Below are 24,348 nucleotides of genomic sequence, written 5' to 3'. Positions count from 1 at the left end.
TTCTTACAAAATCCCAACGAGCAACCGCCACATCACCCACAGCTGGGCCACAACGATGGCCAGCAAGACAGGCACCGCCAGTTTTCCGATCCTTCTCGGCCCGTAGAATCCAGCTATCCCAAAGAGGACGTTGATGGCGGAGAGCTCTAGGAGGGACTCAAAGAGGCGGGTGTTCCTACCGAAGGAGAGGAATTTTTCCAGAGGCTCGCCTGGATTTGGAGGATTGAAGTGGAGGGTCATTAATCTGACTGCGATGAGAATCACGGTAAAGATCAGGTTGTACTTGACGGCAAGGCCCATCAAAAGCCCTTCGTGCGGCTTTTCACCGGAGAGGGTCCCGTGGATGGAGAGAGGGAGTATGATGGCCCAGATGACCATTGAGACGAGGAGGACGAAAAACGAAAGAATTACCGCAAAGACCGATGCGGTGCCGATGACTCCCTCCACCAGGTTTCCCGCCATGATTATAGCGGTCGCGAAGAAACCCCAGAACATGATGTGCCTCCCTATGATCTCCTGAACCTCCCTTGGAAGATAGCTCCTGCCCCACGTTTTCTCAAGAATCTCGGGGAGCCGTTTAACGTCCCCGCGGGAGTAGCCGTAGCCCTCAAGGGCTTTCCCCATGAAGTATCTAGCAGAGAGTAGAAACGGCACGAGCAGTGAGAATGCCGCGATGAGATTGACTGCGTTGAGATTTTTCCGGGTATCCGGAATAAAGAGCCACATGGCCACCCAGAACGCAATCAGAAAGCCCGACTGGAGGGCGAGTTCCAAAATCTTCCGCATGGCGGGTTTAATATCTGTGGGGGTAAATAATCTTTTCGGAACCCTAACAACTTATGCCCCCGTAAGTTACTTACGCCCCCAGAATCAACAACCTGCGGGAGTAAAACAGTAGAGCTCACGGTAAGGGGGTTCTCTCCACCTCAAGCCTGTCGAAGGTCGGGTACTCTTCGACTATGAAGAACCTCACATCGCCCTCTACAGCCTCAGCAAGCTCGACGGCGACCTCCTCCGGCATCTCTATCCTTCCCCTCTCCCTGTTGATGTACAGCCACTCCACCGGGACTTCGGCCTCATTAACGAGAAACTCGTAGAGCTCGTCGAGGTCGTCGTATTCCGCTATACCGAAGCGGAGCGTCCCGTCCTCCGTTATCTCCATGTACGGCTTGGCTACGTTCCTCGCCATTCTCCTCAGTCTGTTCTTGAGCTGGACTGCATCTTTCAGCTTCGCGGTGCACAGATGGTAGCTCAGCGACGTGTTCTCCTCACCCCACTCAAGGAGCTTTAGGCCCAGCTCAAGGGAGCCCTTTATCGCGGCGCTCTCGTCGCTCACCGGCTGATAGCCCATATCGAGCATCGTCTTGAGCGTCGTTTCACTGAACTCCAGCTCGTTGACGTTGAGGAACTTCGCGCCGTGCCTATCCAAAAACTCGGCGTACCACTTCATCCTCTCGAACTGACCCGGGATCGAGGGTATCTCGCCGCCAACGTCCCAGTCAAAGTCAAAGGCGTTCTTTATGTTCTCCATCTCGACTTTGAAGAGCTTCGAGTTCGGATTGAAGAGGTCAGGGTGGAACCTTATCTCATCTAAACCGGCGTCGTAGAGCCTCTCAAGGTTTTTCTTTGTGGCTAGGGCACCGGTTGTATAGAGATGGATGTGAAAGTCATCGCCAAAATTCTCCTTAAGGAGCCGGATGTACTCAACCGTCCTGTCGAGCCTCGCGAGGGGGTCTCCTCCTGTAACCCCTGCCCCTCTGGCCTCCTGTATGAGGGACTCCTCTATGACATCATCCTGCCCTTTAACCTGCCTCTCGTTGGCGTAAACGACGTCGCCTCTCCTCCAGGGACTGAGGGGACAGTAGAAGCAGTCCCTCGGGCAGGCCCCGGTGGTGAAGAGGACGAGCTTCTCGCCCCTAACGCAGAGCTGGCAGCCCTTCGGAAGGTCTCTCACAGCGTATGAAAAGTAAGGCGTCTCCCAGACCAACCAACTCACCTCGCTAACCCTACACGGGGCAAGGGATTTAAAAAGGTTGGCGGGCAAAGTTGAGCAGATGCCTATGAGGGAGAAGCCGAAGTACCTGCCGCCCACCCTGAGGGACAAGCACCGCTACATAGCCTTCCAGGTTATAGGTGAGAGGGCCTTCACCAAGGACGAGATAAAGCGTGCAGTCTGGGACGCGAGCCTCTCGACACTGGGAACCCTCGGCTCGGCGAGGGCAAAGCCCTGGTTCATAAAGTTCGACGAGGAGAGCCAGACGGGCATCGTGCGCGTTGACAGGAAGCACGTGGAGGAACTCCGCCTCGCTTTAACCCTGATCACCCAAATCAACGGTTCAAGGGCGATTTTCAGGACGTTGGGAGTTTCCGGGACGATAAAAAGGTTGAAGAGGAAGTTTCTGGCAGAGTTTGGCTGGCGCTAGCTGATAAAGTGCATCGCCCTGTCAACCGCGCCGCTGTAAACCCTGAGGTACCTCCTGCAGGCGTTCTCCCATGTGAAGTCCTCCCTGCCCCGCCGCCTGCCGTTCTCCCTGAGCCTCTGAAGCGTTTCCCCGTCAAGGTTTTTGGCCCTTATCATGGCCCTTGCCAGGGCGAAGGCATCCCTTGGGGGAACGAGCATGCCCGTCGCATTCTCCGGGTCGGCATCGAGGTCGATTATTGTGTCCTTTATCCCTCCAACGGCGCTGCCTATCGGGACGGCACCGAGGCACATCGCCTCCAGCTGGACTAAACCGAAGGGCTCGAAGTACGACGGTATCAGGACGAAATCAACCGAACCGTAGAGCTCACGCACCGTTTCCCTGCTGAGGAGCTCGGTAATCACCCTGACGTTCTCCGGGAAGCGGTTCCCGACGGCTTTTGCCCAGCGCTCCAGTTCGGGGTCGCCTTTTCCTATGATGATAAAGCGCATGTCCACAAAGGCCGGATCGGTTGAGAGTATCTCGATGGCTCTGAGGAGGGTGTCAACGCCCTTCTGGGCCCTATCAAAGCGGCCTATGAACATGAAGGCCTTCCCGTCAGAGAGGCCGAATCTCTCCAGGATGCGCCTTCTGCGCTCCTCCCTGGGCAGGTTTTTATTCTCAAGGAAATCCTCATTCCAGAAGGAACAGTCTATGCCGTTGAAGACGTGTGTAACCTTGCCCTCAAAGGTGCCGAAAAAGTCCCACTCCTCCAGCAGGTAGCTCCTGCTCACCGTCGTCACCATGTCGGCAATATAGGCCGCGGTGTACTCTGGGTCGATGTCAGGGTAGGGGGCGAGCTCGCCCAGGCTGGCCTCGTGGAAATAGCTGCCGAGTATTTTTGCCTTGTTTAGCCTGTGGACGGTAAAGACGCCCCTAACTCCAAAATACTTCTTCAAAAGGCCGAGGGCAAAGACGGTGTGCCAGTCGTGGGCGTGGACGACGTCGGGGCTGAACTCGTCTATGAGTTCGTTCAGAAGTCCGGCGCTGGCCTTTCCGAAGAGGATGGTCTTCTTCAACAGCCCCTTCCAGCCCGGCCCGTAAACGTCGGGCTCGCTTAAGAGTCCCCCTCCGAAGGAGTAGACCGTAACGCCGTTCTGCTCCCTCCTCCTGACTGTCACCTCGGTGACCTCACCAAAGGCCGAGACCTTGAAGGAGCTAACGGCCTCACCGAGCCCTTTCCCGTGGTCGGGGGTAAAGACCACAACCTCATTGCCGAGCTTCGCCAACCCCTCGGCTATGCTCGTTATCGCCTCGGCCAGACCGCCCACCTTTACTGGCAGGTACTCAAATCCCAGTATCAAAATCCTCATCCAGACACCTCCAGACGTTTTATATCGAATATAATCTCGGATGCCGGAATTACGATGGCTCACCCACTGTAAACCTGACGTCGGTGCTCTCGTAATCCTCAACAACGGCAAACATTCCTCCGATCTTTACTATGCCCCCCTCCGTCTCCACATGGATGTTGTTAATAGCCTCCTTGAGTGAAAATGTATACCCCACTACGAGCCCATTAATCGTCTCATTTTTTCCCGTTTCAATGTGTTTGCCCCTGATCGTGGCCATAATATGCCTGTCTTTCAAGTATCTGGTGACAAAATCAACCGCATGGAACATGGCAAAAAACCGGAGGTCACCGGGATTGTTGATAACTTCCACCCTCAGTGACGACTCCTTGAAGATCTCTATTATGAGGCTGTACTGGGAGAAGATTATCTCAGGATACGTTGATCTGAAAGCTGGGGGATTCCTTGAGTTGAAAGCAACGTTCTGAACCGCTATGACCTCCTTCCCGTCAACCATCCCTATAATATGGTTGAGCTTGTAAAACTCCCTCACAAACAGGTTTCCTCTTCCTTGAAACTTCGAAAGATCTGGAATTTTGTCGGTGTATACCGACAGGGTCACACCCCTCTTAAACGTCCTCAGTAAGTCTTCCTCCACATGTCCAAAGAACTCGCTGGGAATGACAACGATGACCTCCTTCTCAGCGGAATCAATGGCCTCCCGGAACATTTCAAGGGCCTCGTCAAGGCTCCTGCTTCTCCATATTGCAGGCCTGTGATCCTCACGCTTCACATCATTCAGTGCTTTTTCCAGCTGCTCCACTATTGTTTCGAGTTCCTTCTTGAATCGGAGAAACGCTATTCTGGGGGAGTAAGCAGCGTAGACTTTGGGATTGCCCTCTATTTCAGTGACAAATCCCCTCGCCTTTAGGGACGACACCGTATCGTAGACCCTGTTATAGGGCACCCCGCTTTTTGTGGATATCTCTCTCGCAGTGCTGGGCCCGTAGACGAGGAGCGTCCAGTACGTCATAACCTCATACTTTGTGAAGCCTATCTCGCTCAGCGCCTGCGAGAGATGGGACGGAATCTCCATTGCCACCACCTTCACAGTATAACTAAAAATTAAACTAGGGTCTAAAAGAGTTTAGGATGTCGAGGTACCTCTCAAGGTGCCTTGTTATGACGAAGTTCTCCCTGACCCGCTCTTTCGCCCGCGCACCCATCCTCCCCGCGACCTCGGGGTGTTTGAGGAGGTAAAGCACCTTTTCTGAGGCCTCCTCCACGTCCCTCACGAGGAAACCGGTTTCACCGTCAACTATCTGAAGCCGGATTCCCCCAACGGCCCTTCCGACCACGGGCTTCTCCTTCCACATAGCCTCCGTGACCGTCAGCCCAAAGCCCTCCCTTATGGACATCTGCAGGACAACATCGCTGGCCCTCTGGAAGGCGTTAACCTCCCTGGCATGGACTCCGTTGAGGTTTGTCAGCACTTTCACATCGTAGTCCTCGCCTATCTTTCTCAGCGTCTTCTCGAAGTACACCCAGCCCTCCGGGTCGTCGTGGGCCATAACGCCGACCAGCAGCAGCTGGACATCGGGGACTTTCTCCTTGACCTTCCGGTACACGTCGATGACGTCGAAGATTCCCTTCCAGGGGTCAAAGCGGGCAACCTGGGTGAGTATCGGCCTCTCTGGATCGACGTCGAACCTTTCAAGTGTTTTAAGCACCTCCGTCTCGCTGAGCTCCATGTTCTTTTCGCTCAGGGGGTCAATTGACGGGGGCATTATCACGACTTTGCTCCCCTCAAGGTCCCCGCGCACGTATTCCTCCATGTGGAATATGTACGCGTCATACTTCGCCACGAAGCCCCTGAGGAACTCCCAGAACTCCATGTTGGGGTCGCTTAGGTCTATGTGGCACCTCCATATCCACGGCTGTCTCTTGTCGTAGAACTCGATCAGCGGTGCCGGCTGGGGGTCGTGGATGAGCACGTAGTCAAAGGCCCCCAGATCAACGTCGCGGGCGTTCTTCCTGTTGGTCTCAATATAGAGGCGCTTCATCTCGTCAGTTAGCCGGAGCTCTCTGTTCCCCTGGAGGGCGTTGTGAAAGCCCTTGGTCACGTTAAAGAACTCATCACTCCCCTCAATGACGAACCACCTGGCGTCCACCCCAACGTCCCTCATGAGCGGTATGAGGTTGTGGAGTATCTCCGCAACCCCCCCGCCAAACGATGTCGAGTTCACGTTGGCAAAGGCCGCCCCTTTTACCAGTTCGGCCTTCTCCAGTATCCTGTTCAGGGCGTCCTCCCCGATTATTCCCTTGTAGTCCCGGAGCTTCTTCCCCTGCCCTCCAAATTCTGTTACCTCAAACATGCTACCACCTCACTCTCCTTTCAGGGCACCAGCGGTAAGCCCGCTGACTATGTACTTCTGGAAGATGAGCGCCAGTATGACCAGCGGGATTGTCGAGATTGCGGAGGCGGCCATGATGTTGCCCCACGGCACCTCTCCGTGAACCCCCTGGAACAGAGCTATGCCGACGGGTACCGTCCTGGCCCGGTAATCAGTGGTGAAGAGCAGTGCAAACATGAACTCGTTGAAGGCTGCTATGAAGACCAGAAGAGCCGTTGAAAACAGGGCGGGAGCAGACAAGGGCAGTATGACCTTGTAAAGGGTCTGAATCCTCGACGCACCATCTATTAGGGCGGCCTCATCGAGATCTTTGGGGAGCTGGGCAAAATAGCTGAGGAGTATCCAGAGGGCCAGCGGCAGTGTCCACGCCACGTACGGAAAGAACAGGGCCTTGTACGTGTTGATCCATCCGAGCTCTTCGATGAACTTGAACAGGTATCCTACGAGGCTTATCTGCGGAAACATCGAGACTCCCAGGACAAAAACCGGCACTATGAGCCTGCCCCTGAACCGTATCCTTGAGACCGCGTACGCCCCAAAGGCTGATATCATGACGGTTACCACCGTCACGACGGTGGCTATGATAAGGCTGTTCCTAAAATAGTCCATGAAGTGGAGGGTCGGGTCGCTCAGGACCGTCCTGTAGTTGCTCAGTGTGAACTCAAAGCTGACGTAGGGGGAGCCCAGGAAGGTGGCGTCTTTTGTGAAGGATATTATTATCATCCAGATGAAGGGGAAGAGACACACCAATACCATTAAGACTGCCCCAATGGCCAGCAGGATATTTTTAAGGGATTTTTCGTTCATTTCAATCCCTCCTGGAACCTCCCTACCCTCAGATACACCACGGTAAAGCTCAGGACCGTTAGGAAGGTGAGTATTGAGATAGCGGAGCCAACGCCGTAGTCGCCGAGGTTGTAGTAGTTAAACGCCATCAGGGACACAGAGGTGGTCGCCCCGCCCGGCCCTCCACCGGTGAGGACGTATATTATGTCAAACACCCTCAGGGCATCTATCGTCCTCAGGGTAACCGCAACTATCAGAACGGGTTTAAGCAGCGGGAGAGTTATGTGCCTGAACCTCTGGAACATGCTGGCCCCGTCGATTATGGCGGCCTCATAAGTGTCCCCGGGTATAGCCTGAAGGCCCGCCAGGAGAAGAAGGGCCATGAAAGGTGTCGTCTTCCACACGTCCGCAAGAACCACCGCGAAAAACGCGCTCAGAGGAGTACCGAGCCAGTTAACGCCGCTCAGCCCAACTGCGCCCAGTATCCAGTTAAAGAGGCCGTAGCTGTAGTTGTACATCAGCTCCCACGTTCTGGCAGATATTATCGTGGGAACGGCCCAGGGGATCAGCACTATTGCCCTCAAAATTCCCCTTCCCCTTATACGTTCGTTCAATATGAGGGCAAAAGCCAGACCGAGTAAAGTCTCCAGGCTCACGCTCACGAGTGAGAAGGACACGGTGACGAAGAGGGAGTACCAGAACTCTCTCTTTTCAAGCACGGTAATATAATTATCGAGCCCCACGAATTTAAAACCCTGAATAAAAGTTACATCCCGGTGTAAGCTTATCCAGAAGGTTCCAAGGACGGGCACTATGATAAAAAGCACCACAAATGCCAGCATGGGGGACAGCATGCCGTAGGCAAACTTCTCCTCGGTGTACTTCACTCCGCCCATCAGCACCACCCTGTAGTGGGAAGTCATAGATTGCCCGAAAAGAAAAGAAAAACGAGAAGAATGTCAACCGTACTGCTTAACCAGCTCCTCCGCCTCCTTCTGGGCCGCATCAAGGGCCTCCTGCGGGCTCATGCTGCCGGCAAGGGCCGCGTTTACGTACTTCTGTATGATCTGGCTGAGCTGCGGATAGTAAGGAACGATGGGCCTCGGAACCGCGTTCTCAAAGACGCTCCTAAGATCCTTCAGGTAAGGCGCGGCCTTCAGCACATCGGGGTCGTTGTAGACATCGGTTCTTCCGGGGTTCCAGCCGAGTTTTATGGCGAAGTTCTTCTGCTGCTCATAGCTCTCAACGAACTTAACGAACGCCCAAGCGAGCTCTTTGTTGTCCGAATACCTGTTTATGCCTATGTGCCATCCGCCCAGGGTGGCAGCGCTCTTGTGTCCGGGGAAGTGCGGAAGCGGGGCTATCCCGACCTTGCCCCTGACCGGGGAGTCGTTGGCGTTGTGGAGCCCCCACGCGTACGGCCAGTTCCTCTCAAAGACGGCGTTGCCCTGCTGGAACGTAAGCCTGACCGGCTCTTCGGTCATCTCGGTGTATGTGCTCGGCGGCGATATCTTGTACTTGTGTATCAAGTCCACCATAAACTGGAGGGCCTGAACGTTCTCAGGCTTGTTCAGGGTCGGAACCCACTTTCCGTCCTTGAAGTATCCAAGCTCGCCGCCGTTGCTGTATACATACTCAACAAAGTCACAGACGAGGCCTTCGTACTGCTTACCCTGCCACACGAAACCCCAGAAGTTGGGGTTGTCCTTCCTCTCGCCCTGCTGTATCTTCTGGGCCATCTCGACGAGCTGATCCCAAGTCTCGGGGGGCTTGTCATAACCGTACTTCTTGAGGAGGTCCTCCCTGTAGTACAGCAGACCCGCATCAACGTAAACAGGGAGCGCCCAGAGATTGCCGTTCTGCTTGTCAGCCAGGTTGACGACGCTCTGGAAGAAAACGCTGAGGTCGTAGTTATCCTTCTGGACGTAGGAATCAAGGGGTTCCAGCCACCCCGAGGATATGAACTGGCCGAGCCAGGCGACGTCCATCAGGAAAACATCGGGGTCGCTGGACTTGGCCCTCAGCGCGTTTACTAGATCAAGTCTCCTCTGATCCGTATCCGTAGCCTGCCTCTTGAGCTCAACGGTAACCCCTGGATATGCCTTCTCAAACTCGGCGATAACCTGTTTCCAGTACTCAATTTCGTTTGGAGCACCGCCGACCGCGAACACAATCTTCCCTTCAAGCTTGGTGCTCTGTGTGCCTGTGGTGGATTCGGTAGTCCCACCAACGCACCCACTGGCAACAACGCCGAAAACCACCAGACCGACCAGAACTATCCCCCAGAGGGGCTTCCTCAATGCTGTACTCATGTGAGGCACCTCGAAAATTGTGTATACTAAAAGTATATATGCTTTGCGGTACTGACGTGGACATTAGAATCCTCAGACGAACAATAGCAGAATTCCCCTGTTCAAGTGCATTCGCCGATTGTAGGGTTGCCAAAAGGGCAAACCATCCCAACTCTCTGGACCTTAAGTCATATGGAAAAACTAGGAACTATCAAAGACATTGTTTATATTACAATTGTACCATAAGTATACATCACATAATTTAAAGCAGAAGAGGGAGACAGGCGTCATTCCAGGAGGATGAACTTCTCCCCCTCAACGTCCTCGAAGTAGCTGCCTATGCCTCCGACTTTCCAGGAGTTTCCACCGGCCTTCACGGTGATGTTTGCCGTAAGGGGGGTGTACTCGTACTCGACTATTTCCCCGTCCAGCGTTACCGGCTCCTTAGTGTCCACGAGCTTTCCTATTACCTCAGCCCTGCGGGGCAGAGCCGAGAACTTGAGAACGGTTATGAGTGTCCTTATGTTGACGAGCGAGAACGGCTTGGGGAGTTTATCGTAGTTAAGGGGCTTAATGACCTCGCTGTTGTCGAGGTATATTGTGTAGAACCAGTGCATGTAGTTCTGGATTATCTTGGGGCTCTTGGCCCAGAAGGAATAGAACTTCTCCTTCCGCCTGTCCTTGGGCAGGGCGCCGAAAAAGAGGGCGTAGTCAATGTCGCCGATTATCCAGCTTGCCATGAGCCAGGGGGCGCCTCCACTCCTTGCAAGGATTATGTTGTCCCCCCTAAGCCAGTCTGGCACCTCGTCGAAGTTGCTTATTATCACGAATATTATGTCCTTACGGGCCCGGATCTCACTTTTGAGCAGTTTAAGGAACTCGAAGGGGGTGTTGATAAGAACCTCGTGCTTTGCCGTCCTGATTACGTACTCTGCCCTCTCAACGGTGTTGTCAAAGCCCTGTATGGTCCATATCTCCGGGAGGTCCTCCCCGTGAACCTCACGGTACAGATCCAGGAAGGCCTCCTTGAGGTTTTCAATGTCCTCAATGAAGTCCTCCTTTATCTTTTCAAGGACGACCTCTGGGTTGACCGGTTTGTACAGCCTCGGGGAGCCTTGCATCACATCAACGAAGCCCTTCCTGTGAAGGGAACTGAGAACGTCGTAGACGCGCGTATGGGGGATTCCGCTCTCCTTCGTTATGTCCGTCGCCTTGCTGGGCCCAAGCTTAAGAAGGGTTATGTACGCGAGGCTCTCGTACTTTGTAAGGCCGAGCCTCTGGAGCTTCTCGATGATCTCATCTTCCCTCATCCCGATACCTCCAAAGTTTTTAAGTTTCACTCACCACAGTTTATTCATCAGTAGTGATACTAAGGTGATAACGGTGTATAAAATTTTCGGGTTTAAGAGGGACAAGAACCTCGGAAGGGTCGCCCTGGTGGAGTTCTCTACCCCTGCGGAGGGGAGCTACGCGTACCTCTTGGGGAACTTCAACGCCTTCAACGAGGGCTCCCTCAGGATGAGAAAGGACGGGAATCAGTGGGTCATAAGAGTTATCCTCCCCGAAGGAGTCTGGTACTACGGATTTTCCATCGAAGGAGAGTTCAGGGTGGACATCGAAAACCCTAGGAGGGACACCTACAGGCGGCTCTCGTATAAGTTTGAGCGCGAGGTGAGCGTCGCCGTCATAGACTCGGGGGAGCCCGTATTCCATGAGCCAAGCACCGTCCAGTTTTATACTGTCGCAGGAAGGACTCACATCGTGCTCAGGGGGAAGAGGGGGTTTATTAAAAACGCCGTGGTAAACACCCGAGGAGAGACCCTCCCCATGAGGAAAAAGGCCTGCGATGAGCTCTTTGAGTACTTCAAGGCCGTTGTGGACGGGGAGGATGTTATTGAATACTCCTTTAAGGTACTCACCCGTGAAGGAGGGACAGTGGAGCTCGGGCCCTTCAGGGGCAGGCCGTACAGGCTCAGGGCACCGGACTGGGTTTTCGACCGCGTATTTTACCAGATAATGCCGGACAGGTTCAGGGCGGGTGGTCGCGAGGGGCTCCAGAGGAGGGGAAACGCCATTATGCGGCACCACTTCCACGGGGGCGATCTGTGGGGGGTCATAGAGGGGCTCGGCCACGTTGAGGAGCTCGGCGCCAATGCCATCTACCTGACGCCCATATTCGAGTCCATGACCTACCACCGCTACGATGTTACCGACTATTTCCGAGTTGACGGGAAGCTTGGGGGGGAATCCGCCTTCAGGGAGCTCGTCAGGGAGCTCAAAAAGAGGGGAATCAGGCTTATCCTCGATGGAGTCTTTCACCATACGGGCTTCTTCCACCCGTACTTCCAGGACGTGATCAAAAAAGGTGAAGGAAGCAAGTACAGGGATTTTTACAGGGTGACGGGCTTTCCTGTAGTTCCAAAGGAGTTCATAAAAACCCTGCGCTCGGACTTGCCGTGGGCGGAGAAATACCAGAGACTGAAGGAGTTCGACTGGGACTACGAGAGCTTTTACTCCGTGTGGCTGATGCCAAGGCTCAACCACGACAGTCCGGAGGTAAGACGGTTCATAGAGGGGGTAATGAAGTATTGGCTTGAGAAGGGCGCCGACGGCTGGCGTCTTGATGTTGCCCATGGTGTCCCTCCCGAGCTCTGGAGGGAAATACGGAAAGCTATGCCCGAAAAGGCCTACCTTGTAGGGGAGGTTATGGACGACGCGAGGCTCTGGCTCTTCGACAAGTTCCACGGCACCATGAACTACCCCCTGTATGAGCTCATCCTGCGGTTCTTCGTTGAAAGGAGCATGGACGCGAAGGACTTCCTCAACGGGCTGGAGCTCCTGAGCACCTACTACGGGCCGGCCGAGTACACAATGTACAACTTCCTTGACAACCACGATACAGAGCGCTTCATAGACCTCGTGGGCGACAAAAATAGATACCTCTGCGTCCTGGCGTTCCTGATGACGTACAAAGGCGTCCCCTCAATCTTCTACGGAGATGAAGTCGGACTCAGGGGCACAAGGGGTAACGGGCTGGACTCCGGCAGGACGCCTATGATGTGGGACAGGGGGCTGTGGGACTGGGAGATACTAAGAACAACAAAGGCGCTGATACGGCTCAGGAAGGCAAGCAGGGCGCTCCAGGTCGGGGAGTTCATTCCGCTCAAGTTCCAGGGGGATGTCATCGCCTACGACAGGGTTTACAAAGGAGAGCGGGTCAGGGTGGAGATCAGGTACCCAAAAAGCCCGGAGAAGTGCAGCTTCCACATTGAAAGGTCGGTTCTTTAGGGGCCTTCAGAGGCGCTCCACCAGGGCGGTTTCGAGTTCATCGTGGAATAACAATGTTCACGGTGCTCACATGGGACATGGGAGCGCAAGGTATATATATCACTGTCAATGATACTATAACACCCAAGATCAAGGTGGGTGATAAAGCTATGAGAAAAGGACTGTTTGCCCTGCTTTTGGTTGGGGTTCTGGTTTTGAGCGTCGTGGCCAGCGGCTGTATCAGCGGCGGTGGAGAAACCACGAGTTCTCCCAGCCCAACAACTAGCTCCCCGAGCCCAACGGAGACGACCGCTCCGAGCGAGACCACCAGCTCCCCAACTGCCACGGAAACCTCCACTCCCGCCGAGACCGAGTGCGGCAGCGGGAAGGTGGTCATCTGGCACGCCATGCAGCCCAACGAGCTCCAGGTCTTCCAGAGCCTCGCCGAGGAGTACATGGCCATGTGTCCCGACGTCGAGATAGTCTTCGAGCAGAAGCCCAACCTCGAAGACGCCCTCAAGGCCGCGATCCCGGCAGGCCAGGGGCCAGACCTCTTCATCTGGGCCCACGACTGGATAGGGAAGTTCGCTGATGCCGGCCTTCTTGAGCCCATCGACGACTACGTCACCCCTGACATCCTCAACCAGTTCGCCCCGGCGGCCCAGGATGCTATCCAGTACAAGGAACACTTCTACGCCATGCCCTTTGCCGCCGAGACCGTTGCCCTCATCTACAACAAGGACATGATAAGCGAGCCCCCAAGACCTTTGACGAGATGAAGCAGCTAATGGAGAAGTTCAACGACCCCAACAACGAGAAGTACGGCATAGCCTATCCGGTCAATGCATACTTCATATCCGCCTGGGCCCAGGCCTTTGGGGGCTACTACTTTGACGACCAGACGGAACAGCCGGGCCTCGACCAGCCCGAGACAATAGAGGGATTCCAGTTCTTCTTCCAGAACATCTGGCCGTACATGGCCCCAACAGCGGACTACAACACCCAGCAGAGCATCTTCCTTGAGAAGAGGGCACCAATGATGGTCAACGGCCCGTGGAGCATAGCCAGTGTTAAGGACGCGGGCATCAACTTTGGCGTCGCACCGCTTCCGCCCATAAGCAAGGACGGCAAGGAGTACTGGCCCAGGCCCTACGGTGGCGTCAAGGACATCTACTTCGCCGCAGGAATAAAGAACAAGGAGGCCGCCTGGAAGTTCGTCAAGTGGTTCACCACCACCCCCGAGGTCATCAAGGAGCTCTCCCTCCAGCTCGGATACATTCCGGTTCTTACCCCTGTTCTCAACGACCCGGAGATACAGAACGACCCAGTCATCTACGGTTTCGGACAGGCCGTCCAGCACATGTACCTGATGCCCAAGAGCCCGAAGATGGGTTCAGTCTGGGGCGGTGTTGACGGCGCCATAAACGACATCCTCAAGGACCCGGCCAACGCCGACATACCCACCATACTGAAGAAGTACCAGCAGGAGATACTGAACAACATCGGAGGCTGAAGCCCATTTCCCTTTTCCCCACTTTTTGGAGGGATCGGGATGAAGAAGACAACGACCATTGCCCTGTTTCTAATCCTCCCAGGGATGGCGGCGTTTCTGTTCTTCAACCTCTGGCCCATAGTGTACTCCATATACCTGGCATTTACCAACGCCCAGCTAGGGAACTTTCCAATACAGGCGCCGCAGGCTCCCCAGCTCACCTTTGTGGGTCTCGAAAACTTCAGATGGATCCTCGGAGACGAGAAGTTCAGGAGCGCCTTCCTCTGGACATGGTTCTTCGTCCTGACGAGCGTTACCCTCAAGGTCCTTGCGGGGGTTGCACTGAGCCTTCTCTACAACAGCAAATACGTTAAGGGTAAAATGATCTACCGTTCGCTTTTAATAATCCCCTGGGCACTTCCGCTCCTTTTCTCGGTGACCGTGTGGAAGTTCATGTTTGACCCGATTTTTGGCCCCATAAACCAGATGCTCAAATCCTTGGGAGTTCAGACCCTCCCGAACTGGATTAACGACCCTACGTGGGCGTTTCTGGCGCTCAACATAATCGAGGTCTGGCTTGCGTACCCGTTCATGATAACCGTCATAACCGCCGCCCTCCAGTCCGTCCCCGAGACGCTGGTAGAGGCGGCAATAATAGATGGGGCCAGCTACTGGCAGAGGATACGGCACGTGGTTCTTCCCATAGTGGGCAAACCTATAGCCTTCGCAACGATACTCACCAGCGCGGCGAGCTTTCAGTACTTCATGGTGCCCTACATCTACAACGCCGGTCTCTTTGAGGACAAGTTCATCCTGCTCTACGGCTTCAGGAAGGCTTTCGGGTCAACGCCCCACTACGGCAGGGCAGCGGCGGTCATGATAATAGCGACCTTCGTTCTGGCAATCTACATGTACGTAAACGTCAGGATAACCAAGCTTCAGGAGGGTGCTAAGGGATGATGAGGAAAGGGGAGATCCTTAAGAGTTTCATCCTCACCCTGCTGGCGGTCTTCGTAATGTTCATCATACTTTTCCCCGTCTACTACATATTCGTCGTGTCAATAACCCCCGGATCCACGCTTGCAACGACCGAGTTCCACTTCCTGCCGAAGAACGCCACTCTTGACTCATACAGGGAAGTCCTCTTCGGGTTCAAGGGCAGCAAGATAAGCGAGAACTTCACGGGGACAATCGAGGGGAGCGCCCAGATAAGGGACGGCATGCTGTACATAACAGACGGTGTCCTGAGGGGAACCGTAAAATATGGCCCCTTCACGGGTGTGAGGTTCGAAATACCCGTGGCCAAGGCAGTTTTTGAGGTGAGTTCCGGCACGGTCGCTGGCGGAGAATTCAGGGGGGACGTTGAGGGGCTGTTCGTGCTCACGAGGGTCAACGATGACGGCAGCATAGGCTTCGGGATAGTCCGGAACCTGGAGCTGAAGGACGCCATCAAGGGGCCCCTCGTCCAAGGGCCGACGGGGAAGAACTACATAGTCATCAGGAACGACGGAAAGGTGACGTTCACAAGGGTGGGAATGTTCGTCAACTCGGTGTTCTTTGGCTACCTCCGGAACAGCCTGATAATAGCCGGCCTCACAGTGCTGCTGGCGCTTATCTTCGTAGTCCCCGCGGCGTACGCGTTTTCACGCATGAAGTTCTTCGGAAGGGACCACGTCCTGTACTTCTACCTGATGTTCACCCAGGTGGCAGGAGGACTTGGGATAGCGGGGTTGATAGCCCTCTACGGCATGATCGTCAAGCTCGGCCTCTACGACAAGCTGCCGGTTCTCTCGTTCATCTACGCGGCAGGGAGCGTGCCATTCAACACCTGGCTCCTCAAGGGGTACATAGACTCAATAAGCCCGGACTTCGACGAAGCTGCACTCGTTGACGGCGCCAGCTACCTCCAGATAATCAGGTACGTGCTCCTACCGATGGCCCTTCCGGGAATAGCCACCGTAGCCATCTTTGCCTTCATAGGAGGATGGACGGAGTTCATCCTGGCCAGCCTCCTGCTCACGGAGAAGAACCAGCCGCTTTCCGTGTGGATATACCTGCTCATGGGCGGCATCGGCAGGGGCATTGACTGGAGCTACTTCGGGGCCGCTGCCCTGCTCTTCGCCCTACCGGTGTTCATAATGTTCATGCTCGCCCAGAACTACATAAGGAGCGGCCTCACGGTCGGAGGCCTGAAGGAATGAGGTGATAGCATGAAAAGGTGGATTGCCCTGCTGTTGGCAATACTCGTTGTCGGGAGCATTTTTGGAGCAAACGCTAAAACGGTCGGAGCGGCGGAGCCGAAGCCGCTGAACGTGATAATAGTCTGGCACCAGCACCAGCCATACTACTACGACCCGGTTCAGGACATCTATACCAGACCGTGGGTCAGGCTTCACGCGGCAAACAACTACTGGAAGATGGCATACTACCTCAGCCAGTATCCGGACGTTCACGCCACCATCGACCTCTCCGGCTCGCTCATAGCCCAGCTCGCCGACTACATGAACGGGAAGAAGGACACCTATCAGATTGTGACAGAGAAGATAGCCAACGGCGAGCCCTTAACCGTTGACGAGAAGTGGTTCATGCTTCAGGCCCCCGGAGGGTTCTTCGACCACACCATCCCCTGGAACGGTGAGCCGATAACCGACCCCAACGGCAACCCGATAAGGGACTTCTGGAACCGCTACACCGAGCTGAAGAACAAGATGATGCAGGCAAAGGCCAAGTACGCCAATCTGCCACTTGAGGAGCAGAAGGTTGCGGTAACCAACGAGTTCACCGAGCAGGACTACATAGACCTCGCTGTGCTCTTCAACCTCGCCTGGATAGACTACAACTACATCATGACCCACCCCGAGCTCAAGGCCCTCTACGACAAGGTTGACGAGGGCGGTTACACGAGGGAGGACGTTAGAACCGTTCTCGACGCCCAGATGTGGCTTCTCAACCACACTTTCGAGGAGCACGAGAAGGTAAACCTTCTCCTCGGAAACGGCAACGTTGAGGTTACGGTCGTTCCCTACGCCCATCCGATAGGGCCGATACTCAACGACTTCGGCTGGGAGAGCGACTTTGATGAGCACGTCAAAAAGGCTGACGAACTGTACAGGCAGTACTTGGGCAACGGGACTGCCGTCCCAGTCGGCGGATGGGCGGCTGAGAGTGCCCTAAACGACAAGACCCTCGAAATACTGGCCGACAACGGCTGGACGTGGGTCATGACCGACCAGCTGGTTCTCCAGAAGCTCGGCATTGAGGGCACCGTCGAGAACTACTACAAGCCATGGGTGGCTGAATTCAACGGAAAGAAGATCTACCTCTTCCCGCGCGACCACGCGCTGAGCGACAGGGTTGGTTTCACGTACTCTGGAATGAACCAGTACCAGGCCGTTGAGGACTTCGTCAACGAGCTCCTCAAGCTCCAGAAGCAGAACTACGATGGCAGCCTCGTCTACGTCGTCACCCTTGACGGCGAGAACCCGTGGGAGCACTACCCCTACGACGGCAAGCTCTTCCTTGAGACCCTCTACAAGCGCCTCACCGAGCTCCAGGAACAGGGGCTCATAAGGACCCTCACGCCAAGCGAGTACATCCAGCTCTACGGCGATAAGGCCAACAAGCTCACACCGCAGATGATGGAGCGCCTTGATTTGACCGGCGACAACGTTAACGCCCTCCTCAAGGCCCAGAGCCTGGGGGAGCTCTACGACATGGCCGGTGTCAAGGAGGAGATGCAGTGGCCCGAGTCGAGCTGGATAGACGGAACCCTCTCCACATGGATAGGCGAACCCCAGGAGAACTACGGCTGGTACTGGCTTTATATGGCCAGAAAAGCCCTCATTGAGAACAAAGACAAAATGAGCCAGACGGACTGGGAGAAAGCCCAGGAGTACCTGCTCCGTGCTGAGGCAAGCGACTGGTTCTGGTGGTACGGAAGCGACCAGGACAGCGGTCAGGACTACACCTTCGACCGCTACCTGAAGACCTACCTCTACGAGATGTACAAGTTAGCGGGAGTCGAGCCGCCGAGCTACCTCTTCGGAAACTACTTCCCCGACGGGGAGCCCTACACCACAAGGGCCCTTGACGGCCTCAAGGAAGGCGAGACCAAGAGCTACTCAAGCCAGTCCCCAATGGCAGAGGGCGTTAGCGTCTACTTCGACGGGGACGGAGTGCACTTCGTCGTTAAGGGCAACCTTGAGAAGTTCGAGGTGAGCATCTGGGAGAAGGGTAAGCGCGTCGGAAACACCTTCACGCTTCTCCAGGGGAAGCCGAGCGAGCTCAGGTACTCGATGTTCCCGTTCTCGAAGGACAGCGTCGGGCTGATGATAACCAAGCACATCGTGTACGAGAACGGCAAGGCGGAAATCTACGGTGCAACTGACTACGAGAAGAGCGAGAAGCTCGGAGAGGCGACCGTCAAGGAGACGAGCGAGGGAATCGAGGTTGTTGTCCCCTTCGATTACATAGAGAGTCCCGACGACTTCTACTTCGCGGTCTCAACCGTCAAGGATGGAAACCTTGAGGTAATCAGCAGCCCGGTGGAGCTCAGACTTCCGACGGAGGTCAAGGGAGTTGCCATCGTGGACATAGCCGATCCTGAGGGGGACGACTACGGCCCGGGAACCTACACATATCCAACGGACAAGGTCTTCGTTGAGGGTGCCTTTGATCTCCTCCGCTTCAGGATACTTGAGCAGACAGACAGCTACGTTATGGAGTTCTACTTCAAGGATCTTGGAGGCAACCCGTGGAACGGGCCCAACGGCTTCAGCCTCCAGATCATAGAGGTCTATCTCGACTTTAGTGACGGAGGCAACAGTTCTGCTATAAAGATGTTCCCGGACGGGCCCGGGGCCAATGTAAACCTCGACCCCGACCATCCGTGGGACGTTGCCTTCAGGATAGCCGGATGGGACTACGGCAACCTGATAGTTCTTCCAAACGGAACGGCCCTCCAGGGCGAGATGCAGATAAGCGCAGACCCCGTCAAGAACGCGGTAATAGTCAAGGTCCCGAAGAAGTACATCCAGATAAACGAGGACTACGGTCTCTGGGGCGTTGTTCTCACAGGGAGCCAGGACGGCTTCGGGCCGGACAAGTGGAGGCCCGTCGCAGTCGAAGCCGAGCAGTGGAAGGTCGGAGGTGCCGACCCGCAGGCGGTCATCAACAACGTTGCCCCGCGCGTCATGGACCTCCTCGCTCCAGCCGACTTTAAGCCGACCCAGGAGGAGCAGCTCAGCTCCTACGACGCCAACGGAATGAAGCTTGCGACGGTCAAGGCGCTTCCGCTGCTCAAGCAGGGCATAGTCGTGAACGACCCGGAGGGAGACGATCACGGACCGGGAACCTATACCTACGCCACAGACAAGGTCTTCGTTCCGGGCCACTTAGACCTGCTCAAGTTCAAGATGGTTGAGGACAGCGACTACTGGACGCTGGAGTTCTACTTCAAGGATCTCGGCGGCAACCCGTGGAACGGGCCCAACGGCTTCAGCCTCCAGATAATCGAGGCGTACTTTGACTTCAAGGACGGTGGGAACACCAGCGCAATCAAGATGTTCCCCGACGGGCCCGGAAGCAACGTAAACCTCGACCCAGCCCACCCGTGGGACCTCGCGCTGAGAATAGCCGGCTGGGACTACGGCAACCTCATCGTCCTGCCCAACGGAACCTCAATACAGGGAGAGCTCCAGATATCCGCGGATCCCACAAGGAACGCTATAGTGGTCAAAGTTCCGAAGAAGTACCTCAGCATCACAGACTACGGCCTCTACACGGCGGTGCTCGTTGGCTCCCAGGACGGCTTCGGGCCGGACAAGTGGAGGCCCGTCGCCGTTGAGGCGGAGCAGTGGAAGCTCGGCGGAGCCGATCCGAACGCTGTCATAGACAACCTCGCCCCGAGAGTTGTTGATGAGCTCGTCCCGGAGGGCTTCAAGCCAACCCAGGAGGAGCAGCTCAGCTCCTACGACCTTGAGAAGAAGACACTCGCGACAGTGCTCATGATACCCCTCGTCGAAGGCTCCGGCGGGGAGCAGCCGGCACCGACCGAGACCGCGACCGAGACCGCAACACCGACCGGAACCACCTCCAGCCAGAGCGAAACTACAACTACCACTCCGAGCCAGACGGCCACTCCGTCCACCACCTCACCGAGTCCAACCACCACCCCAACCACCAGCGAGTCCACCACGCCCACCGGAGAAGGCGGAGGAATCTGCGGTCCGGGACTGATAGCCGCGCTCGCAGTGGCGCCGCTCCTCCTCATGAGGAGGCGCTGACGCCTTCCTTCTCTTTTTGAGGGGTGATACCATGGCAGAAGTGAAGCTCGTAAACGTCTGGAAGATGTTTGGGGACTTCACGGCAGTGAAGGATATGAACCTCCACATCAAGGACGGTGAATTCCTTGTCCTCCTCGGGCCGAGTGGCTGTGGAAAGACGACCACGCTCAGGATGATATCCGGGCTGGAAGAACCAACGAAAGGGCAGATCTACATCGGTGACAGGCTCGTCGCCGACCCTGAGAAGGGGGTATTCATCCCGCCAAAGGACAGGGACATAGCCATGGTCTTCCAGAGCTACGCCCTCTACCCCCACATGACAGTCTACGACAACATAGCCTTCCCCCTCAAGCTCAGAAAGGTTCCGAAACAGGAGATAGACCAGCGCGTCAGGGAAGTGGCCGAGCTCCTCGGCCTGACAGAGCTCCTCAAAAGAAAGCCCAGGGAGCTCTCCGGCGGCCAGAGGCAACGCGTCGCTCTCGGCAGGGCAATAGTCAGAAAGCCACAGGTCTTCTTAATGGACGAGCCGCTGAGCAACCTCGACGCAAAGCTTCGTGTGAAAATGCGTGCGGAGCTCAAGAGGCTCCAGAGACAGCTCGGCGTTACCACTATCTACGTCACCCACGACCAGGTCGAGGCAATGACCATGGGCGACAGGATAGCGGTAATAAACGCCGGAGTTCTGCAGCAGCTCGGAACACCGGAGGAGGTCTACGACAGGCCGGCCAACACCTTCGTGGCGGGCTTCATAGGTGCACCGCCGATGAACTTCATAGATACGACAATAACAGAGGACGGCTTTGCGGACTTCGGTGAGTTCAAGCTCAAACTCCTGCCCGACCAGGTCGAGGTGCTTGAAGAGAGGAACCTGGTCGGAAAAGAGGTCATCTTCGGCATAAGGCCCGAAGACCTCTACGATGCAATGTTCGCCCAGGTAAAGATCCCCGGCGAAAACATGGTGCGTGCAAGGGTGGACATTATCGAGAACCTCGGAAGCGAGAAGATCGTCCACCTGCACGTCGGAAACGTGGCCTTCCTTGGAGCGTTCAGGTCGGAGTCCAAAGTGAAGGAAGGCCAGGAGATAGACGTCGTCTTCGACATGCGCAAGGCCCACGTCTTTGAGAAGGGGAGCGGAAAGGCAGTGTTCTGAATCTTTTTAAATTCCCCTCCCCATTTTCTCCCATGCCCGTTGAAGACTTCGCCGACTTCATGGCCCAGAACGTTCCGAAGGGGAAAGTGGCAGAACTTGGTATAGGCTTTCAGTTCAAGGTGGCGCTGAGGCTCAAAGGGCTCGGCTATGATGTCCTGGCAGTTGACTGGAACCCATCATCCGTGGAAAGGGCTAGGGAGCTGGGCATCAACGCCGTGAGGGACGACCTCTTCAGCCCGAACCTTGAGCTCTACCGTGGGGTAAAGGCGCTCTACTCGGTAAGGCCGACCCCGGAGATAGTGAGGCCCATTCTGGAGCTCGGGAGAAAACTCAACGCCCCCGTCTATATCCTCCCCCTGACGGGGGACACTATGCCCCGAACGATGAGGCTTGTAAGCTTCAGAGGGTTGCCCATATACGTCGCCAAACATATTTAAAGCCCTCTCCAAGTAGTTACGGTGGTGCTATGAAGCTCTTCGGAACGGCTGGAATACGTGGGACTCTGTGGAAGAAGGTTACCCCAGAACTCGCGATGGACATTGGAAAGGCTGTTGGTACCTACGTTGATGGAAAAACAGCAGCAGTTGCAAGGGACGGGAGGACGTCGAGCGTAATGCTCCAGAACGCCCTTATCTCCGGGCTTCTCTCGACGGGAATGGAGGTTCTCGACTTTGGACTCATACCAACGCCAGCCCTTGCCTGGGGAACGCGGGAATACGGGGACGCCGGAGTCATGATTACAGCGAGCCACAACCCCCCCACTGACAACGGCATAAAGGTCTTCAACGGGGACGGGACTGAGTTCTACGTCGAACAGGAGAGGGAGCTGGAAGGGCTTGTTTTCTCCGGAAACTTCAGGAAAGCCCATTGGGACGAGATAAAAACGGTGAAACCCATTGACATCATAGATGGCTACATCGAGGCCGTTCTTGACTTCGTGAACCACGAGACTAACCTGAAAGTTCTGTACGACGGCGCCAACGGTGCCGGAAGCGTTTTAGCGCCTTACCTGCTCCGCGAGATGGGAGCGAAAGTTATAAGCGTCAACGCCCACGTGGACGGCCACTTCCCGGGAAGGAAACCTGAGCCGAGGTACGAGAACATAGCCTACCTCGGGGAGCTGGCGAGGGAGCTTGGAGTTGACCTAGTCATCGCCCAGGACGGCGACGCCGACAGGATAGCTGTCTTCGACGAAAAGGGCAACTACGTCGGGGAGGACACCCTTATAGCGCTCTTCGCTAAGAGGTACGTCGAGGAGCACAGCGGCGGAACGGTCGTCGTCTCAATAGACACGGGTTCAAGGATAGACTACGTCGTTGAAAATGCCGGTGGAAGGGTCGTTAGGGTGCCGCTCGGCCAGCCCCATGACGGAATAAAGAGGTACGGTGCAATCTTTGCCGCCGAACCCTGGAAGCTCGTGCACCCGAGGTTCGGCCCGTGGATAGACAGCTTCGTCACGATGGGACTTCTGCTGAAGATGATAGACGAGGAGGGGAAACCCCTGTCGAGGATAATCGAGGAGAACATCCCCCAGTTCTATCTCACCAAGAAGAACGTCCCCTGCCCGGACGAGCATAAGAGGGCCGTTATGGAGCGTGCTAAGGTGGTTCTGGACGAGAAGCTCGGGGAGGAGACTAAGGAGCTCCTCACGATCTCAGGCTTCCGCTTCAACCTCCGGGACGGTTCCTGGGTTCTCGTCAGGCCCAGCGGGACAGAGCCAAAGATAAGGGTCGTCGTCGAGGCACCCAGCGAGAGGAGGAGGGATGAGCTGTTTGAGCTCGCCTACGGAACTGTCAGAAAGGCTGTTGAGGAAGCCATGAAAAAGGGCTGAGTTCCAATTTTCCACTTTTAGGCATGGGTTCCGAGCATCCAGCCCGCCGTACCGGCCAGGAAGATTATTCCAAAATCCCTGGCGAGGATCCTTGCGTGGGGCTTTTCCTCCATCCCTACAAGGTAGAGCCAGTAGATGAACACCGGAACCAGGAGGTCGAGCGATAGATGGGACTCGCCAAAGAACAGGTTGAGCAGAAATGAGAAAATTGAAACCGGAGCGAGAGCCTTTCTGCCCATCAAAACCCCCTCAGACAAACCTCGCGGGCCGCAGAGTCCTAACCGATATCTCGTTCTTTTCCATCATCACCCTGAAGCCTTCCTTGGCCACGTAGGTCTTCACTCCCGTCACCGTCTCTATGTATTTGGCCTCCTTGTAGGGGTTGGCAAAGTGCATCTTCATCCCGATGTGACTCATTACTAGAGCCTCTGGTCTGCTCTCCATCTTTTTGAGCATCATGACGATGTCGTCGGTGCTGAGGTGGTAGGATATCCCCATGTCCCTCGGCCTCGTTACTGCGGCTATGAGCAGCCTCGCGCCGTCGTGCCACTCGATAAGGCCGTCGAAGTAGGCAGTGTCCGGTATGTAGGATATGTCACCATAGCGGCTCTTCATCCGGAAGCCTATGGTCGTGGGGTCGGAATGAAGGGTGGGAGTTATTATCATCTCCTCCTCACCTATTGCTATCTTGCTCCCCGGCTCGGGGATGTGGATGCTCTCGAGGACGTCCATGTGGTACTTGCTCACCGCAGGAGTGTGCGTCTCATCGCCGTACACGACGCTCTTGGAGGCTATCAGCATGCCCCTCTTTTTTAGTGCGCCGCCCGTCATGGCCTCTATCATTACCTCGACGTCGTTGCAGTGGTCGACGTGCCTGTGGGATACAAAGATGGCGTCTAGCTTCCGGGGGTCGAGCTTGTACCGCCAGCTCCTCACGAGTGCTCCCGGCCCGGGGTCAACGTAGATGTTCCTGCTGGCCCTGATGTGGAAACCGCCGGTGGAGCGGAACTGCGTTATGGTGATGAACCTTCCACCACCGCTGCCAAGGAAAGTGATCTCTATCAAACCGCCACCCCCGTTTC

19 protein-coding genes and 1 pseudogene are annotated in these 24,348 nt (G+C 55.6%); 9 read left to right on the top strand and 11 right to left on the bottom strand.

Going from position 1 to position 24,348, the window contains the following annotated elements:
* Positions 1–3 precede the first annotated feature (3 nt).
* Complete coding sequence (locus tag E3E36_RS05790) at positions 4–786, bottom strand: hypothetical protein (protein WP_167894329.1); 783 nt, start codon at positions 784–786, stop codon at positions 4–6.
* 115 nt (positions 787–901) lie between these two features.
* Positions 902–1,987, bottom strand: coding sequence for a radical SAM protein (locus E3E36_RS05785; protein ID WP_167894827.1), 1,086 nt, complete (start codon positions 1,985–1,987; stop codon positions 902–904).
* 73 nt (positions 1,988–2,060) lie between these two features.
* Here E3E36_RS05785 and E3E36_RS05780 point away from each other — a divergent pair, with 73 nt between their 5' ends.
* On the top strand, positions 2,061–2,423 hold the full coding sequence (locus tag E3E36_RS05780) for a ribonuclease P protein component 2 (RefSeq protein ID WP_167894826.1): 363 nt from the start codon (positions 2,061–2,063) through the stop codon (positions 2,421–2,423).
* On the opposite strand, the gene E3E36_RS05775 is transcribed toward E3E36_RS05780, so the two are convergent.
* From E3E36_RS05775 to trmBL1, 7 genes are all read right to left on the bottom strand, one after another.
* Positions 2,420–3,772 (bottom strand): glycogen/starch synthase, encoded by a 1,353-nt coding sequence (locus tag E3E36_RS05775; protein WP_167894328.1) that lies wholly within the window; start codon positions 3,770–3,772, stop codon positions 2,420–2,422. The two genes, E3E36_RS05780 and E3E36_RS05775, sit on opposite strands and share 4 nt — an antisense overlap.
* Before the next feature lie 49 nt (positions 3,773–3,821).
* Positions 3,822–4,862, bottom strand: a complete 1,041-nt coding sequence (gene trmB, locus E3E36_RS05770) for an HTH-type sugar-sensing transcriptional regulator TrmB (RefSeq protein ID WP_342764380.1) — start codon at positions 4,860–4,862, stop codon at positions 3,822–3,824.
* Between the two features lie 19 nt (positions 4,863–4,881).
* Positions 4,882–6,126: a trehalose synthase gene (treT, locus tag E3E36_RS05765; protein WP_167894327.1), complete on the bottom strand. Its 1,245-nt coding sequence runs from the start codon at positions 6,124–6,126 to the stop codon at positions 4,882–4,884.
* Positions 6,127–6,135: 9 nt separating this feature from the next.
* Positions 6,136–6,972 carry a trehalose/maltose ABC transporter permease MalG gene (gene malG, locus E3E36_RS05760; protein WP_167894326.1) on the bottom strand — a complete coding sequence of 279 codons (837 nt, stop codon included), beginning with the start codon at positions 6,970–6,972 and terminating at the stop codon, positions 6,136–6,138.
* The gene (gene malF, locus E3E36_RS05755; protein ID WP_167894325.1) at positions 6,969–7,847 is read right to left on the bottom strand and encodes a trehalose/maltose ABC transporter permease MalF; all 879 of its coding nucleotides are present in this window, start codon (positions 7,845–7,847) and stop codon (positions 6,969–6,971) included. Before malF ends, malG begins: the two co-directional genes overlap by 4 nt.
* A 63-nt stretch (positions 7,848–7,910) precedes the next feature.
* Positions 7,911–9,263 carry an ABC transporter substrate-binding protein gene (locus E3E36_RS05750; protein ID WP_167894324.1) on the bottom strand — a complete coding sequence of 451 codons (1,353 nt, stop codon included), beginning with the start codon at positions 9,261–9,263 and terminating at the stop codon, positions 7,911–7,913.
* 266 nt (positions 9,264–9,529) lie between these two features.
* Positions 9,530–10,552, bottom strand: a complete 1,023-nt coding sequence (gene trmBL1 / locus E3E36_RS05745) for an HTH-type sugar sensing transcriptional regulator TrmBL1 (RefSeq protein WP_167894323.1) — start codon at positions 10,550–10,552, stop codon at positions 9,530–9,532.
* Positions 10,553–10,625: 73 nt separating this feature from the next.
* Here trmBL1 and E3E36_RS05740 point away from each other — a divergent pair, with 73 nt between their 5' ends.
* The 8 genes and pseudogenes from E3E36_RS05740 (at position 10,626) to glmM (ending at position 23,266) form a co-directional block, all read left to right on the top strand.
* Complete coding sequence (locus E3E36_RS05740; protein ID WP_167894322.1) at positions 10,626–12,530, top strand: glycoside hydrolase family 13 protein; 1,905 nt, start codon at positions 10,626–10,628, stop codon at positions 12,528–12,530.
* Between the two features lie 149 nt (positions 12,531–12,679).
* Positions 12,680–14,022: pseudogene (locus E3E36_RS05735) on the top strand (extracellular solute-binding protein).
* Between the two features lie 39 nt (positions 14,023–14,061).
* Positions 14,062–14,961 (top strand): carbohydrate ABC transporter permease, encoded by a 900-nt coding sequence (locus E3E36_RS05730; protein ID WP_167894321.1) that lies wholly within the window; start codon positions 14,062–14,064, stop codon positions 14,959–14,961.
* Positions 14,961–16,202, top strand: coding sequence for an ABC transporter permease subunit (locus tag E3E36_RS05725; protein WP_394353050.1), 1,242 nt, complete (start codon positions 14,961–14,963; stop codon positions 16,200–16,202). The genes E3E36_RS05730 and E3E36_RS05725 overlap by 1 nt, the downstream gene beginning before the upstream one ends.
* 9 nt (positions 16,203–16,211) lie before the next feature.
* Positions 16,212–20,285: a glucodextranase DOMON-like domain-containing protein gene (locus tag E3E36_RS05720; protein ID WP_167894319.1), complete on the top strand. Its 4,074-nt coding sequence runs from the start codon at positions 16,212–16,214 to the stop codon at positions 20,283–20,285.
* A gap of 31 nt (positions 20,286–20,316) precedes the next feature.
* A complete protein-coding gene (locus tag E3E36_RS05715; RefSeq protein WP_167894318.1) occupies positions 20,317–21,435 on the top strand; it encodes an ABC transporter ATP-binding protein in 1,119 nt (372 codons plus the stop codon).
* 32 nt (positions 21,436–21,467) lie between these two features.
* Positions 21,468–21,872: a UPF0146 family protein gene (locus E3E36_RS05710; protein ID WP_167894317.1), complete on the top strand. Its 405-nt coding sequence runs from the start codon at positions 21,468–21,470 to the stop codon at positions 21,870–21,872.
* A gap of 29 nt (positions 21,873–21,901) precedes the next feature.
* Positions 21,902–23,266 carry a phosphoglucosamine mutase gene (glmM, locus tag E3E36_RS05705; protein ID WP_167894316.1) on the top strand — a complete coding sequence of 455 codons (1,365 nt, stop codon included), beginning with the start codon at positions 21,902–21,904 and terminating at the stop codon, positions 23,264–23,266.
* Between the two features lie 17 nt (positions 23,267–23,283).
* Here the strand turns inward: glmM and E3E36_RS05700 are convergent, their stop codons facing one another.
* Together E3E36_RS05700 and E3E36_RS05695 are read right to left on the bottom strand one after the other, a co-directional pair.
* On the bottom strand, positions 23,284–23,505 hold the full coding sequence (locus E3E36_RS05700; protein ID WP_167894315.1) for a hypothetical protein: 222 nt from the start codon (positions 23,503–23,505) through the stop codon (positions 23,284–23,286).
* Between the two features lie 10 nt (positions 23,506–23,515).
* A complete protein-coding gene (locus E3E36_RS05695; protein WP_167894314.1) occupies positions 23,516–24,331 on the bottom strand; it encodes an MBL fold metallo-hydrolase in 816 nt (271 codons plus the stop codon).
* Positions 24,332–24,348 lie beyond the last annotated feature (17 nt).

The organism is Thermococcus sp. M36, assembly GCF_012027355.1.
Lineage (GTDB): Archaea > Methanobacteriota_B > Thermococci > Thermococcales > Thermococcaceae > Thermococcus.
This window is presented reverse-complemented; position numbering and strand designations above follow the sequence as displayed.

What these genes read in the sequence shown, in the direction of transcription:
- E3E36_RS05715 (WP_167894318.1), top strand. Translation starts at nt 20,317, where the DNA reads ATGGCAGAAGTGAAGCTCGTAAACGTCTGGAAGATGTTTGGGGACTTC.
- E3E36_RS05730 (WP_167894321.1), top strand. Translation starts at nt 14,062, where the DNA reads ATGAAGAAGACAACGACCATTGCCCTGTTTCTAATCCTCCCAGGGATG.
- E3E36_RS05780 (WP_167894826.1), top strand. Translation starts at nt 2,061, where the DNA reads ATGAGGGAGAAGCCGAAGTACCTGCCGCCCACCCTGAGGGACAAGCAC.
- E3E36_RS05790 (WP_167894329.1), bottom strand. Translation starts at nt 786, where the DNA reads ATGCGGAAGATTTTGGAACTCGCCCTCCAGTCGGGCTTTCTGATTGCG.
- malG (WP_167894326.1), bottom strand. Translation starts at nt 6,972, where the DNA reads ATGAACGAAAAATCCCTTAAAAATATCCTGCTGGCCATTGGGGCAGTC.
- E3E36_RS05720 (WP_167894319.1), top strand. Translation starts at nt 16,212, where the DNA reads ATGAAAAGGTGGATTGCCCTGCTGTTGGCAATACTCGTTGTCGGGAGC.
- E3E36_RS05775 (WP_167894328.1), bottom strand. Translation starts at nt 3,772, where the DNA reads ATGAGGATTTTGATACTGGGATTTGAGTACCTGCCAGTAAAGGTGGGC.
- malF (WP_167894325.1), bottom strand. Translation starts at nt 7,847, where the DNA reads ATGGGCGGAGTGAAGTACACCGAGGAGAAGTTTGCCTACGGCATGCTG.
- E3E36_RS05710 (WP_167894317.1), top strand. Translation starts at nt 21,468, where the DNA reads ATGCCCGTTGAAGACTTCGCCGACTTCATGGCCCAGAACGTTCCGAAG.
- glmM (WP_167894316.1), top strand. Translation starts at nt 21,902, where the DNA reads ATGAAGCTCTTCGGAACGGCTGGAATACGTGGGACTCTGTGGAAGAAG.
- treT (WP_167894327.1), bottom strand. Translation starts at nt 6,126, where the DNA reads ATGTTTGAGGTAACAGAATTTGGAGGGCAGGGGAAGAAGCTCCGGGAC.
- trmBL1 (WP_167894323.1), bottom strand. Translation starts at nt 10,552, where the DNA reads ATGAGGGAAGATGAGATCATCGAGAAGCTCCAGAGGCTCGGCCTTACA.
- E3E36_RS05700 (WP_167894315.1), bottom strand. Translation starts at nt 23,505, where the DNA reads ATGGGCAGAAAGGCTCTCGCTCCGGTTTCAATTTTCTCATTTCTGCTC.
- E3E36_RS05725 (WP_394353050.1), top strand. Translation starts at nt 14,961, where the DNA reads ATGAGGAAAGGGGAGATCCTTAAGAGTTTCATCCTCACCCTGCTGGCG.
- E3E36_RS05750 (WP_167894324.1), bottom strand. Translation starts at nt 9,263, where the DNA reads ATGAGTACAGCATTGAGGAAGCCCCTCTGGGGGATAGTTCTGGTCGGT.